The 13,072-nt window shown below is 72.7% G+C and carries 13 protein-coding genes; 8 read left to right on the top strand and 5 right to left on the bottom strand.

Features of this window, described 5'->3' with window-relative positions; all coding sequences use genetic code 11:
- The first annotated feature begins 90 nt into the window (after nt 1-90).
- Together ACYBSK_RS21830 and ACYBSK_RS21825 are read left to right on the top strand one after the other, a co-directional pair.
- Entirely contained in the window at nt 91-510 is a 420-nt protein-coding gene (locus tag ACYBSK_RS21830) for a pyrophosphohydrolase domain-containing protein (RefSeq protein ID WP_460242969.1), read from the top strand.
- A 9-nt stretch (nt 511-519) separates the two neighbouring features.
- On the top strand, nt 520-744 hold the full coding sequence (locus ACYBSK_RS21825) for a hypothetical protein (RefSeq protein ID WP_457478872.1): 225 nt from the start codon (nt 520-522) through the stop codon (nt 742-744).
- A 13-nt stretch (nt 745-757) separates the two neighbouring features.
- Here ACYBSK_RS21825 and thpR read toward each other — a convergent pair whose 3' ends face one another.
- From thpR to ACYBSK_RS21810, 3 genes are read right to left on the bottom strand one after another with little or no spacing between them, the layout of a single operon-like run.
- The gene (gene thpR / locus ACYBSK_RS21820; RefSeq protein ID WP_460242968.1) at nt 758-1,357 is read right to left on the bottom strand and encodes an RNA 2',3'-cyclic phosphodiesterase; all 600 of its coding nucleotides are present in this window, start codon (nt 1,355-1,357) and stop codon (nt 758-760) included.
- Nucleotides 1,358-1,400: 43 nt separating this feature from the next.
- A complete protein-coding gene (gene rph, locus ACYBSK_RS21815) occupies nt 1,401-4,004 on the bottom strand; it encodes a rifamycin-inactivating phosphotransferase (RefSeq protein WP_460242967.1) in 2,604 nt (867 codons plus the stop codon).
- Between the two features lie 41 nt (nt 4,005-4,045).
- The gene (locus ACYBSK_RS21810) at nt 4,046-4,939 is read right to left on the bottom strand and encodes a LysR family transcriptional regulator (protein ID WP_460242966.1); all 894 of its coding nucleotides are present in this window, start codon (nt 4,937-4,939) and stop codon (nt 4,046-4,048) included.
- 107 nt (nt 4,940-5,046) lie between these two features.
- On the opposite strand from ACYBSK_RS21810, the gene ACYBSK_RS21805 reads away from it, so the two are divergent.
- Together ACYBSK_RS21805 and ACYBSK_RS21800 are read left to right on the top strand one after the other, a co-directional pair.
- Nucleotides 5,047-5,808 carry a sulfite exporter TauE/SafE family protein gene (locus ACYBSK_RS21805; RefSeq protein ID WP_457478868.1) on the top strand — a complete coding sequence of 254 codons (762 nt, stop codon included), beginning with the start codon at nt 5,047-5,049 and terminating at the stop codon, nt 5,806-5,808.
- 104 nt (nt 5,809-5,912) lie between these two features.
- Nucleotides 5,913-6,809 (top strand): MBL fold metallo-hydrolase, encoded by an 897-nt coding sequence (locus tag ACYBSK_RS21800; RefSeq protein WP_460242965.1) that lies wholly within the window; start codon nt 5,913-5,915, stop codon nt 6,807-6,809.
- A 36-nt stretch (nt 6,810-6,845) separates the two neighbouring features.
- Here ACYBSK_RS21800 and ACYBSK_RS21795 read toward each other — a convergent pair whose 3' ends face one another.
- On the bottom strand, nt 6,846-8,102 hold the full coding sequence (locus ACYBSK_RS21795) for an oxygenase MpaB family protein (RefSeq protein ID WP_460242964.1): 1,257 nt from the start codon (nt 8,100-8,102) through the stop codon (nt 6,846-6,848).
- Nucleotides 8,103-8,147: 45 nt separating this feature from the next.
- Here ACYBSK_RS21795 and ACYBSK_RS21790 point away from each other — a divergent pair, with 45 nt between their 5' ends.
- Nucleotides 8,148-8,747, top strand: coding sequence for a TetR/AcrR family transcriptional regulator (locus tag ACYBSK_RS21790; RefSeq protein WP_460242963.1), 600 nt, complete (start codon nt 8,148-8,150; stop codon nt 8,745-8,747).
- Between the two features lie 281 nt (nt 8,748-9,028).
- On the opposite strand, the gene ACYBSK_RS21785 is transcribed toward ACYBSK_RS21790, so the two are convergent.
- On the bottom strand, nt 9,029-9,472 hold the full coding sequence (locus ACYBSK_RS21785; RefSeq protein WP_457481817.1) for a hypothetical protein: 444 nt from the start codon (nt 9,470-9,472) through the stop codon (nt 9,029-9,031).
- Nucleotides 9,473-9,686: 214 nt separating this feature from the next.
- On the opposite strand from ACYBSK_RS21785, the gene gdhA reads away from it, so the two are divergent.
- From gdhA to ACYBSK_RS21770, 3 genes are all read left to right on the top strand, one after another.
- Nucleotides 9,687-11,042 (top strand): NADP-specific glutamate dehydrogenase, encoded by a 1,356-nt coding sequence (gene gdhA, locus ACYBSK_RS21780; protein ID WP_457478864.1) that lies wholly within the window; start codon nt 9,687-9,689, stop codon nt 11,040-11,042.
- Nucleotides 11,043-11,197: 155 nt separating this feature from the next.
- The gene (locus tag ACYBSK_RS21775) at nt 11,198-11,632 is read left to right on the top strand and encodes a spore germination protein GerW family protein (RefSeq protein WP_460242962.1); all 435 of its coding nucleotides are present in this window, start codon (nt 11,198-11,200) and stop codon (nt 11,630-11,632) included.
- 88 nt (nt 11,633-11,720) lie between these two features.
- Complete coding sequence (locus ACYBSK_RS21770) at nt 11,721-13,064, top strand: cytochrome P450 (RefSeq protein ID WP_460242961.1); 1,344 nt, start codon at nt 11,721-11,723, stop codon at nt 13,062-13,064.
- Nucleotides 13,065-13,072 lie beyond the last annotated feature (8 nt).

Raw genomic sequence — 13,072 nt, 5'->3', positions numbered from 1 at the left:
AGAATCCGCGGATCCGCGAACAATGTCCCGTTCGAACGCCATGGGACGCGGCGCGGCGTTCCCGATCCCGCTGACGCGTAGGGTCACCGCATGGACCACGAACCGATGCGCCGCGTCGCCGAGTTCCGCGAGTCGTTCGACGGACCGGCCGGCGCGGCACGCCCCGAACTGGCCGAGCACCGGCGGACCTTGCTGACCGAGGAGGCCGGAGAGGCCGCGGAAGCGCTCGCCGATCTCGCGGAGGCGCTGCGGGCCGGGGGCGATCCGGTCGCCGCGTACCGGGCGGTGGCCAAGGAGCTGGCCGACGTCCTCTACGTCACGTACGGGGCCGCCGACGCGCTCGGGATCGACCTGCCGGCGGTGTTCACGGAGGTCCACCGGTCCAACATGAGCAAGGTCGCCGCGGACGGGCGCGTGCTGCGCAGGGACGACGGCAAGGTGCTCAAGGGGCCCCACTACCGGCCGCCGCGTCTCGACGAGATCGTCGTGCGGCCCGGGGCCCCCTCCTAGACTGGCCGGGTGACGGACAAGAACTGCACCCACTGCGGCACCGGCGGCCTGGAAGACGGATTCATCGAGGACGCGGGCGAGCACTCGCGCGGCTATGCGCGCTGGGTCGAAGGCGCCCTGGAACGCGGCATCTTCGGCGGCGCCAAGCGCCTCGGCCGCCCCCGCCGCCGCATCCAGGCGCTGCGCTGCCCGAAGTGCGGCCACCTCGAACTCTTCGCCGTCGAGCAGGCCTGACCCGGGCGACGGGTCACGCCCCGCGCGGCCCCGGTTCCCCCGCCAGGGTCCACGCGGCGATGTCCTGGTAGCGCCTCGGGGCGGGCCCGTTGCCGAGGGTGCTGCCCACCAGGTGCAGGCGGTGCGGATGCCAGCGGCGGCCCGCGAAGCCGGTGAGCGTGGTGGCCGCCTCAGGGACGGACGTGGTGTCGTGGCGGCGAGCGCGGGCCAGGGTCAGATGCGGGCGGAAGCGGCGTTCGGGCAGCTCGACCCCGTCGGCCCTGACCTGCCCCTGGACCGCCTCCGCCAGCCGGTGCAGGCCCGCCAGGTCGCCCTCCAGGCCGCTCCACAGCACCCGTTCGTCGAAGTGCCCCGCGCCGCGCAGCGCCAGCTCGGGGGAGGGGTGGACGGCCGCGAGGGCGGCGAGCGCCGGACGGAGCCGGTGCACCGCGCACAGCGACATCTCGCCCAGGAACGCCAGCGTGATGTGCCAGTCCTCGATCCGGTTCCAGCGCAGCCCGGCGTGAGCGGCGTACGCCGGGCGGAGCGCGTCCTTAAGTTCCTGCTTCGCCGCGTCGGGCGGCGCGAGCGCGACGAACGCACGCAGGGTGGCGGGCTTGGGGAGGTCGGTCACGGGTGCCTTCGCGTCGTGGGTGGCGGTGGGTCGGGGCAGTCGGTCAGTCCAGGATCTCGACGTGGCCGTCCGTCCCGTGCACCCGGACGCGTTGGCCGTCGCGGATCAGCCGGGTGGCCCGGTCCACGCCGACGACGGCCGGCAGACCGTACTCGCGGGCGATCACCGCGCCGTGCGTCATGAGACCGCCGACCTCCGTGACCAGCCCCGCGATCCCGACGAACAGCGGCGACCAACTGGGATCCGTGTACGCCGTGACGAGGATGTCACCCGCCTCCAGATCGGCGTCCGCCATGTCCAGGACGACACGGGCCCGGCCCTCCACGGTCCCGGCGGACACCGCGAGACCGACCAGGGCGCCCGCCGGCACGCCCGCTCGGCGTGCGTACGACCCGCTGACCGCCTCGCCGTCGGAGGTCAGGACACGGGGCGGGGTGAGCGCTTCGTACGTACGGAAGTCCTCCCTGCGGCGCCGCAACAGCCCGGGGTCCGGGGCCCGGTTCGTGCGGGACACCTCGTGGAACTCTTCGAACGTGAGGTGGAAGACGTCCTCCGCGGCGGCGAGCACACCCGCCCGCGCGAGGCGCTCGGCCTCCCGCAGCAGCGCCTGCTTGTACAGGAAGTAGCGGCTGATGAGGGCGTACTTGGGGTACTCCCGGTAGCCGATGAAGGTGCGGACCCGCTCGATCATGCGCCGGGTCTCCTCGGCCCTGGCGTCCCCGTCCTCCGGCAGCGCCCGCAGGCGCGCCAGCACGTCCGCCTCCTTCTCCCGCGCTGTGCGCGCACCCTCCTCGAACCGCCGCGCCGCGGCACCCGGTTCGAAGTTGCGCACGTTGTCGAGGATCACCGGCACGAGGGTGGTCGGGCGCTCGCGCCAGCGGGGCCTGGTGATGTCGATCTCGCCGACGCAGCGCATGCCGTACCGGTCCAGGTACTCCTCAAAAGCCGCGCGGGCCTCGGTCCCGCCGGGACGCTTCGCCAGCTCGTCCAGGAAGTCCGCGTCCGACACCCGCCCGATGTTCCGCAGGAATTCCACCACCTCGGGATGCGGCCGGATCGCGTCCGCGACGTCGAGGAGCGCGAGGCCCATCTCCGAGGTGACGTTGCCCGGCGCGGACAGGGTGAGGGTGTCGGCGGCGTTCTTCTCGCCCAGCCACTCCTGGAGGTTGTCGTTGAGCCACCACGTGGCCTGCATCCCGGCCATGACCGCCTGCATGCTGAGCGGATCGGCGAGTGCCTTCTTGTGCTCCACGAAGGCCTCGTCGAGGAGGAAGTCGAAGAGCGCGGGGCCGGTCTTCGTCACGATCGCGCGCTCCAGCGCGGCGACGGACTCCCGGCTCCGCTCGATCAGACCGGTGACGACGGCGGGATCCGTCTCGACGGGTGTGTCCCGCGGCCCGCCCGCCGGAGGGCCGCTCGGGGCCGGGTCCGGGTCCGGGAGAGTCGGTACGAAGTCCCCGCGGTCGAGGACGGTTTCGAGGGCGTCCCTGATGAGCGGATCGCCCCGGCCGACGATGTCCAGGAGGGCCGCGCGGCTGGTGGGAGCGGCCAGCCGCCGGGTGGCGTCGACGAACAGCCGCCCGCCGGCCGTGAGCATCGGCGCCATGGCCGTCAGCTGCCACACCGAGATGCCCAGCGGCTTCATCGCGTCGGTCATCATCTGCTGATGGCCCACGGACAGGTAGACGTGAGGGTCATCGTCGCCGGTCTCGGGGACGGGGAACAGGGTCGTGATCGGGCGGCTCTGCACGATGTGGAACGCGTCGCCGGCCAGACACCACTCGATGTCCTGCGGCCGTCCGAAGCCCGCTTCGATGCGGCGGCCGAGCCGCACGAGGCGCTGGACCTGCTCGTCGGTCAGCGACGGCCGCTCCCGCCCCCGCTCGTCGACCGACACGATCGACCGGTCGACGACCTCGCCGCCCCGCACCCGGAACACATCCGGGTTCACCAGACCGGAGACCAGCTTCTCGCCGAGGCCGAACACGGAGTCGACGGTGGCGGCCTTCCGGTCGCCCGTGACCGGGTCGGCCGTGAACAGCACACCGGCCGCGTCGGGGTGCACCATGCGCTGCACGACCACGGCCATGTCGACCGTCCGGTGGTCGATGCCGGCGCGCTGCCGGTAGGCCACCGCCCGCTCGGAGAACAGCGACGCCCAGCACCGGCCGATGTGCCGGAGCACCGCCTGCGGACCCACGACGTCCAGGTACGTGTCCTGCTGTCCGGCGAAGGAGGCCGTCGGCAGGTCCTCGGCCGTGGCGCTGGAACGGACGGCGTACGCGGCCCCGTGGTCGCCGAGCCGGGAGCCGGTAAGCCGGGGGTCGGCGAGCGCGCCGGTGACCGCCGTCGTGAGCTCCGTCGGCACGGCGGCGTTCTCCACGGCCGCGCGGATCTCCGCGGCGAGCGCCCGGATCGCCTCCCGGTCGTCCGGGTCCGTGCGCGCCAGCCGGTCGAGGCGGTCGCCGAGCGCGGGCGCGGCCCCGGCCATGACCTGCCGGAACGCGTCCGTCGTCACGCAGAAGCCCGGCGGCACCCGGACCCCCTCGATCCGCGTCAGGGCGCCGAGGTGCGCGCCCTTGCCGCCGACGAGTCCGGCCCGGGTCTCGTCGACCTCGTGCAGACCCACCACGTACTGCTTGCTCACTGAGTCTCCTCGTCGCCGGATGTCGTTCGACTGTCGGTGGTTCACGACTCCAGGGCCGCCCGTCGCAGATGTTCGGCGAGCGCCGCGGTCGCCGTCGATGCCCCGTCGTCCGTGACGCCCCAGGCCAGCAGATGACGGCGGTGCGCCCACGCGTCCGTCAACGCGCAGACGTCCAGCGCCTGTTGGGAGTGGAGCGAGCGTCGCGGCACCACGGCGAGACCGGCGCCCGCGGCGGCCAGGGAGACGACGGCGTTCAGATCGGCGACCGTCGTGCGGTGGCGCACCACCGGGGCGTGCGGCCCGAGCCGCTGCTCGATCCAGCGGCGCAGCGAGGAGTCGGCGTCGAGCCCGACGAGAGGGTGCTCGGCCACCTCGCTGTACGTCAGCGAGGCCCGGCCGTCGAGGACCCCGCCCGCCTGACCGACCACGACGAGCGAGTCGTCGCCGAGCGGTTCCATGCGCAGCCCGCTGTCGGCGGCCTCGTCCTCGATGACGACACCCAGGTCCGCCTCGCCGTCGGCGAGCCTGCGCACCGTCAGCGGCGTGCGGCACTCGGACACGGTCACATCGGTGTCCGGATACGCGCGCAGGAACGGGATCAGGGCCTGCGGTACCAGCCTGTGCATCGCGGATCCGCCGCCCAGCAGGGTCAGCCGGGCGGTCGGGGACCGGGTGTAGCTCGCGACGGCGCTCTCCAAGCGGGCGGTCCGGTCGAGCACGTCCCGTGCGTGCCGGGCGAGCGTCGTCCCGGCCGGAGTGGGCCGCACGCCCCGGCGGCCGCGGATCAACAGCGGCACCCCCGCGTGGTGTTCCAGGGCGCGCACCCGGGCGCTGGCCGAGGGAAGACTGAGGTGCATGCGCCGGGCGCCCGCCGTGATGGAGCCCTCCGTCACGATGTGGAGGTAGAGACGGAGATCGTCCAGGTCGTAGCGCACCGAAACAGCCTAGGCCACGACCCGCGCCCGAGCCTTAGGCGGAGCCGAAGTCTGGGAACGTCGATTCCGCATTGTGGAGTCGTTCATCCGCGGGCGAAGCTCGGCGGATGAAGGAGATGCTGCTCGTCCTGCCGGCCGGAGTCGCCGCCGGAGCCCTGAACGCCATCGGCGGCGGAGGCACCTTCGTGGCGCTGCCCGCACTGGTGGCCGTCGGCCTGCCGCCCGTCGTGGCGAACGCGGTGTCACGGGTCGCCCTCGTCCCCGGCGCGGTCACCAGCGCGTGGGTGTACCGCCGCGAACTCGCCCCCGTGGGAACCGCGTCGACGAAGGCGCTGACCGCGGCCAGTGTGCTGGGCGGGCTCGTCGGCGCGGCGCTGCTGCTGGTGCTGCCCGCGTCGTCCTTCGAGGCCGCCGCGCCCTGGCTGCTCGCCTTCGCCACGGTGGTGCTCGCCTTCGGCCGCCACGTCTCCTCGGCGCTGACCAGGGCGCTGGGCCGCCCGGTCGGCATGAGTGCGCGCGCCGTCCTGATCGGTCAGTTCCTCCTCGCCGTGTACGGCGGATACTTCGGCGGGGCCGTAGGCATCCTGATGCTGGCGCTGTGGAGCATCGGCCTCGGCCTCGACGCCGCCGCGGGCAACCCGATGCGCGTCACCCAGCTCGCCGCCGTCTTCCTCAGCGCGACCGTGCTGTTCCTCTTCGCCTCCGACGCGCTGCGCGCCCCGCTGATCCTCGTCACCATGCTGGTCGGCGCCGTGCTCGGCGGCTTCGCGGGAGCCCACCTGGGCCGTCGGCTGCCCGCCCGGCTGCTGCGGGCCGTCCTGCTGACGACCGCCGTGGTCACCACCGCCCTGTACTTCCTGCGCGGCTGACCGCGCCACGCCCCGGCGCCGTTCGTGGTCAACTCCTGTGTACCCAACGGGATGTGGAAGCCGGGCCGAACGGGCCCGGCCGGAGGAACGAGAAACGGAAAGCCATGGAACCCCGCACCACCGGATACACCCCCGTCCGCTTCGGCGCGGTCGACGTGCTCGTCGGCGACGGCAAGGGCGCCTACCCGTACGGCAATTCACTGCTCGTGCGCGGCACGGACGCCACGCTGGTCGTCGACCCGTCGCTCTCCCTCGTCGGTGACGCGCCGCCCGCGGACCTGGTCCTCGTGAGCCACGGCCACGAGGACCACATCGCCGGCCTCGGCGGCTACGACGTGCCGGTGCACGTCCACCACGGCGACCTGGACGCGCTGCGCTCGCGCGCGTCGCTGGTCGCCGCGCTCGACCTGCCGCCCGGGGACGTCGCCGCGGTCGACCGGGCGATGCGCGAGGAGTTCCACGTCGAAGGGCGCCCGGACGCGCAAGGGTTCGAGGACGGCGCGGTGTTCGACCTCGGGGGCCGCACCGTCACCGTGGTCCATCTGCCGGGCCACACCGCGGGCCACTGCGGATTCCTGATCGAGCCCGACGGCTTCCTGTTCGTCGCGGACATCGACCTCACCTCCTTCGGCCCGTACTACGGCGACGTGGGCAGCGACCTCGACGCCTTCGAGGCGTCGATGCGGCGCTGCGCGGGCATCGAGGCGCGCTGGTACGGCACCGCCCACCAGAAGGGCGTGATCGAGGGCGCGGCCGAGTTCCGCCGCCGCCTCGACGCCTACGCCGCCGTGGTGGAGAAGCGGGACGCGGAACTGCTCGCCTTCCTGAACGCCCCGCACACGCTCGACGAGATCGCCGACCACCGCCTGGTGTACCGGCCGCACGTGCAAGGCGCGCACGTCCGGCCCGTGGAACTGCGCACCGCACGGCGGCACTTGGGCCGGTTGGTGGCTCAGGGGCGAGTCGTCGACCTGGGGGAGGGCCGCTACCGCGCCGCGTAGGTGGAATAGGGCGCGGGCCTCACGTGGCTCGGGTGCTCAGCCGTCGGCCCCCGGCAGCCGGCCCACCGCCGCGGTCCCCTCCGGGAACATCGACGCCAGCATCCGGTCCTGCACCCGCGCCCCGTACGCCTCCAGCCGACGCCGACCGCCGGGCAGGACGCCCAGCACGCGGTACCGGACGGTGTTGACCGCGAGCGAGAGCACCAGTGCCCAGGGCAGCCGACGGCGCAGCCCCAGGTCCCGCATGCCGTCCCTGCCCATGAACACACCGAGCAGACTCGTCTGGCGGGCCCGCTCGTAGCGTCCGTGCAGCCGCTCGACGAGCGGGTTGCGGTGTCCGAAGCGGCGCTCGGCCTGCGCGTCCAGGGCGTGGCGGGCCAGGTCCCGCCCGGCCTGCGTCTGCCCGGCGGAGGCCAGCAGGATGTGGTGGTTCCAGTGGTGCCGTACGTTCTCGTCGTCGGTCAGCCACTGCGGCGCCACGCCCATCAACCACCCGACGTAAGCCCACATGTGCATCATGTCGGCGCGCTGGTCCCTCGTGAGCCGCACACCGAGCGCGAGGCTGCCGACGATCACCGTCGAGTCGAAGAGCCCGAGCGTGCCCGCCTGGTCGGCCTGGTTCACCGGGAGCCCCCAGCGCGCGGTGTCCCAGCGCGGCTCGAAGCGGGCGTTGACCAGCGCGTGCATGGCGCGCACATGCACCGTCAGACGCCAGCCCTCGGCGCCCGGCCGCAGTCCGCCCGCACGGGTCACGGCGTTCGCCCACTTCGTCGTCTCGCCCAGCCGCCGCAGCGTCGTCCCGCCGGTCAGCCCGCCCGTCAGGACGAGGAGATCGGGCGGGCCGCCGAAGCGGTATCCGCCGATGAGCGACAGGAGGGTGAGTACGTCGCCGGAGTTGCGGCCCAGGTAGCGGTGCGCGGCGGCGCCCCGCTCCACCCGCTCCCAGTCCACCCACTCGGGCACGGTCCGCGCGTGGTCGAGCAGGGCCCGCAGCGCGGGCGGCGCGTCCGCGGGCAGATCGGCGGGCGCCGCGGACAGCGCGCGGCCGAGTTGCGCGTGGGTCACCCGGTCCGGGTCCCCGGCGGGAAGCCGCGTCGCGTCGGCGAGGCGGGCGCCCAGTTCGTCGCGTTCGAGGAGCGCGTCGCCCACCCGCTCCATCAGCGTCTCGTCGATGTCCTTGTCGATGTCGGCGAAGAGGAAGATCCCGCGGGCGATCCTGCGCCCGCGCTCCTCGGCCTCCCGGTAGCGGCTCGGGAAGCGGGTGGTGCCACGGACCTCGCTGATCTGTGTCATGCGTTCCGTTGTAACGCGAATATTTATTCGCATACAATTCGCGTTATGCGCAAGGAGCCCCGACAGGAGCGTTCCCGCCGGATGGTGGAGCGGATCGTCGCGGCAGGGCGCGCGGTGCTCGCGCGCGACGGCTACGCGCGCTTCGTGACGACGCGGGTCGCGGACGAGGCGGGCGTCAGCCCCGGCTCGCTCTACCAGTACTTCCGCGACAAGGACGAGTTGCTGACGGTCCTCATGGAGCGCTTCTGGGCGGAGACCGGCGACCGGGTCACGGCCTCGCTCGCCGACCGGCTGACCGACCCGCCGCAGCGGCTGATCCCCAACGCGGTCGAGGCGCTGCTGTCCGCGCTCGAACACGACTCGCAACTGCTTCGCGTTGTGACCGAGGAGGTCCCGCCCCGCTACAGCGAGGTCCATCTGCACGCCCTGCGCCGCCGCATCCAGGACCTCGGCTCCGCGTACCTCGCGGGCCGGGCGCCGGGGGAGCGCAGCGGGGCGACGCGCTCGTGGGTGATCGTGGCCGCGATGGAGGCGCTGAGTGTCCGCTGGGTCCTGGAGCGGCCCGCGATCGGCCGCGAGGAAATGGTCGAGGAACTGACGGTGCTCGTGACCAACTACATGGGCGGCACCGCCACGGCGCGCTGAGCGCGGATGACGTCGCCGCATCCGACGTGCCCGTCCCGTGAAGGCGACCAGAAAATTGGGTGCACGTCGTCAATCCGCCGCCGCGTGGCGGAACATGGCGGTTCGCGGCTCGTTGCATCCACCGAGACCGGCTGCGGTTCCTGTCGCGCGATGAGCGTACGGGGGAGTGCACACCCCGCAGCCGGCCTCATCCCCTCGCGCCGGCCCCGCTTCCTCGAATCAGCGGGGCCGGCGCCATGGCGTTCCGGGGGCGGGCGCGGCCGGTGCGCCGGTTCCGCGCGTCAGGTCGTATACGGTTCGTCGCCCAGCGCGCTTCGGGGCGCGGGCGCCGCGTACACGGTGCGGTAGGCGGCGCGGGCGTGGGTGACGCGGGCGATCATCGTGCCGAAGAGGGCCGCGGCCAGGAGGCAGGTCAGCCAGAGGGGGTCGCGGTGGGCGATCCAGTCCCAGGTGCCCGCGGGCGGTATCGCGAAGCCGTTGAGGAACAGCCAGCACAGCAGCGCGGTGCCGGGGGCCGCGGTGAAGCGGGCCCAGAAGCCCAGGGCCGTGGCCAGCAGGGCCAGCGCGGTGAGGGCGAGCCAGGGTCGGCCCGGCCCCAGGAGGACGTTGACGAGCGCCGCGAGGAGCAGCGCCGTGGTGCCCGCCGCCGCCCACACGAGCGGCGTGGCCACGGGCCGGGGGACGGGACGAGGACCGGTGCTCCGCAGGGACACCCACTTGATCACGCTCACGATTCCCTCCGGATTCCGGCACCAGTGCGGCATTGTCCCACCGCACCTCCACCCCGCGGTCGCGAACCCCCCTGGCCAAGACGTTTACCTGCGCGTAACACTTACCTGGTCCCGCGCACGGCAACGGCGCCGCGCGCTCATCGAACGACCGGACCCGAGCGAGCCGCACCCGCAACGGCACGGCGCTGCCGAGCCCGAAAGGCTTTCTGTGACGACGCGAACCAACACGCAGGACATCCTCGGCGACCTCCTTGCCGAGATCGAACAGCGCAACCCCGCCCAGCCCGAGTTCCACCAGGCCGTGCACGAGGTCCTCGAAACCCTCGCCCCGGTGCTGAAGGCCCGCCCCGAGTACGCCGAGGCCGGGCTCGTCGAGCGGCTGTGCGAGCCCGAACGGCAGATCATGTTCCGGGTGCCGTGGCAGGACGACCGCGGCCGGGTGCACGTCAACCGCGGCTTCCGCGTCGAGTTCAACAGCGCGCTCGGCCCGTACAAGGGCGGTCTGCGCTTCCACTCCTCGGTCAACCTCGGAGTCATCAAGTTCCTCGGCTTCGAGCAGATCTTCAAGAACGCGCTGACCGGCCTCGGCATCGGCGGCGGCAAGGGCGGCAGCGACTTCGACCCGCACGGGCGCAGCGACGCCGAGGTCATGCGGTTCTGCCAGTCGTTCATGACCGAGCTGCACCGGCACATCGGCGAGCACACCGACGTACCGGCCGGGGACATCGGCGTCGGCGGCCGCGAGATCGGCTACCTCTTCGGCCAGTACCGCCGCATCACCAACCGCTGGGAGTCCGTCCTCACCGGAAAGGGCCAGGGCTGGGGCGGCTCCCTCGTCCGCCCGGAGGCCACCGGCTACGGAAACGTGCTGTTCGCCGAGGCCATGCTGCGCGAGCGCGGCGAGGACCTGGAGGGGCAGACGGCCGTGGTCTCCGGCTCCGGCAACGTCGCGATCTACACCATCGAGAAGCTGCACGCCCTCGGCGCGAACCCGGTGACCTGCTCGGACTCCTCCGGCTACGTCGTGGACGACAAGGGCATCGACCTCGAACTGCTCAAGCAGATCAAGGAGGTCGAGCGGGGCCGCGTCGGCTCCTACGCCGAACGCCGCGGCGCCTCCGCCCGGTTCGTGCCCGGCGGCCGCGTCTGGGAGGTGCCCGGCGACGTCGCGCTGCCGTCCGCCACCCAGAACGAACTGACCGCGAGCGACGCCTCGGCCCTGATCCAGGGCGGCGTCAAGGCGGTCTCCGAGGGCGCGAACATGCCCACGACCCCCGAGGCCGTGGACCTGTTCCAGAAGGCGGGCGTCGCCTTCGGACCCGGCAAGGCGGCGAACGCGGGCGGCGTCGCCGTCAGCGCGCTGGAGATGGCCCAGAACCACTCCCGCACGTCGTGGTCGGCGCAGCGGGTCGAGGACGAACTCGCGCACATCATGAAGGACATCCACGACACCTGCCACGAGACCGCCGAACGGTACGGCGCTCCCGGCGACTACGTGGCGGGCGCGAACATCGCGGGCTTCGAGCGGGTCGCGGACGCGATGCTGGCGCAGGGCGTCATCTAGGGAACCGGTACGGACAGCGGGAGGCGCCCGGCTCCGGGTGCCTCCCGCAACCGCGTTTCCGGTCAAGGGAGTTGGGCGCACCCGACGGTGGCGGAGGCCCCACCTCCGGCCTAGCGTGAGGTGCCCTGCCACGAAGGCACCTCAGGGAGGCACCCATGACCCGCACCGACGGACCCGCCGCCCCCGGCGCGCCGGCCGAACTCACCGCCGCCAACGCGTCCGCCGCCCTCCTGGAGCGGCTGGCCGAGAAGCTCGGCGGACGCGCCTCCGTCGCCGCGGTCTTCGGCGACCCGGTCTTCCGGGAGGGCATCACCGTCGTCCCCGTAGCCCGCGTCGGCTTCGGATTCGGCGGCGGCGCCGGGCGCGAGGCGGCCGGGGACAAGGACGGGGAGGGCGGCGGCGGAGGCGGCGGCGCGGGCGCCAAGCCCCTCGGCTTCATCGAGATCAAGGACGGGAACGCCACGTACAAACCGATCCGAGACCCGTGGGTGGACGTCGTCCTGCCGATCGCGACGCTCCTCATCGGCGTCCTCAGCACCCGGGTGCTGAAGGCGCTGATGAAGAACTCCCCTTCCACGTCGCCCCGTTGACTTGTCACGCCCCCTGACCCACCTTGTGCGTAGCCAAAGCGCAGCCAGAAGCACAGCCGACGCCAGCGCACTGTGAGGTGAGGATCGCATGACGGCCGAGGGGCTCGAGGTGCGGGCCGTTCCGGCCCAGCGACGCGACGACCGGGGGCTGCCCTGGATAGGGCAGCTCTTCGAGTACGCGAAGGATCCGGTGGCCCTGTACCGGCGCGGCTATGAACGGTACGGCCCGGTCGCCCCCTTCCACGTGCTGGGCAAGACCTCGGTGATGCTGCTGGGGCCCGACGCCTGCGGCGAGGCACTGCTGAACAAGGACAAGGCGTTCGCCAACGAGCCCGCGTGGGCCCGGCTCGTCGGCCCCTTCTTCCACCGGGGGCTCATGCTCATCGACTTCGACGAGCACAAGGCGCACCGCCGGATCATGCAACAGGCCTTCACACGCGAGCGGTTGGCCGCCTACACCCGCGGCATGCACCCGGCCATCGAGCAGGGCATGGCGGGCTGGACGGAGGACGCCGCCTTCCCCTCGTACTGGAAGCTGAAGCAGCTCACCCTCGACATCGCCGCGGACCTCTTCATGGGCGGCGCGAAGGACACCGGCCAGGCGGAGATGGACCGGGTCAACCAGGCGTTCATCGCCTGCGTCCAGGCCGCCGCCGGAGTGGTCCGCGCCGATGTGCCGTTCACCCGGTGGGGACGCGCGTACCGGGGGCGCAGGGTGCTGGAGGAGTTCCTGCGGCACTACCTCCCGGCGAAGCGCGCCGAACAGACCGACGACATCTTCTCGGTTCTCTGCCACATCGAGACGGAGGACGGCGAGCGGTTCACCGACGAGGACGTCGTCAACCACATGATCTTCCTCATGATGGCGGCGCACGACACCTCCACCATCACCACCGCCACGATCCTCGAGCACCTCGGCCGGCATCCGCAGTGGCAGGATCGCTGCCGCGCCGAGGCCCTCGCGCTCGGCCCCGAGCCGACGATGGCCGAACTGGAGGGGCTGGAGTCGATCGACCTGGTGATGCGCGAGGCGCTGCGGCTGCGGGCTCCGGTGCCGACCCTGGTCCGGTACGCGGTCAAGGACACCCAGGTCCAGGGCGTCCGCATCCCCGCCGGCACGGACGTCCTGGTCGGCGTCCAGTTCACCCACTTCATGGAGGAGTACTGGACGAACCCGACGGCGTTCGACCCCGACCGGTTCGGCCCCGAGCGCCGCGAGGACCGCTCGCACCGGTACGCGTGGGAGCCGTTCGGCGGCGGTGTGCACAAGTGCATCGGCCTGTACTTCGCCGGGCTCGAGATCAAGGCGATCATGCACCGCCTGCTGCGCACCCACGAGTGGACCGTCGCCCCCGGCTACACCCCGCCGATGGACTACCACTCGCTCCCGTTCCCGAAGGACGGACTGCCGATCTCCCTGCGCAGGCGCTGAGGCGCTGA

It is taken from the genome of Streptomyces sp. BYX5S, from assembly GCF_054724165.1.
This window is presented reverse-complemented; position numbering and strand designations above follow the sequence as displayed.

What these genes read in the sequence shown, in the direction of transcription:
- ACYBSK_RS21830 (WP_460242969.1), top strand. Translation starts at nt 91, where the DNA reads ATGGACCACGAACCGATGCGCCGCGTCGCCGAGTTCCGCGAGTCGTTC.
- ACYBSK_RS21805 (WP_457478868.1), top strand. Translation starts at nt 5,047, where the DNA reads ATGAAGGAGATGCTGCTCGTCCTGCCGGCCGGAGTCGCCGCCGGAGCC.
- ACYBSK_RS21800 (WP_460242965.1), top strand. Translation starts at nt 5,913, where the DNA reads ATGGAACCCCGCACCACCGGATACACCCCCGTCCGCTTCGGCGCGGTC.
- ACYBSK_RS21795 (WP_460242964.1), bottom strand. Translation starts at nt 8,102, where the DNA reads ATGACACAGATCAGCGAGGTCCGTGGCACCACCCGCTTCCCGAGCCGC.
- ACYBSK_RS21790 (WP_460242963.1), top strand. Translation starts at nt 8,148, where the DNA reads ATGCGCAAGGAGCCCCGACAGGAGCGTTCCCGCCGGATGGTGGAGCGG.
- ACYBSK_RS21775 (WP_460242962.1), top strand. Translation starts at nt 11,198, where the DNA reads ATGACCCGCACCGACGGACCCGCCGCCCCCGGCGCGCCGGCCGAACTC.
- ACYBSK_RS21770 (WP_460242961.1), top strand. Translation starts at nt 11,721, where the DNA reads ATGACGGCCGAGGGGCTCGAGGTGCGGGCCGTTCCGGCCCAGCGACGC.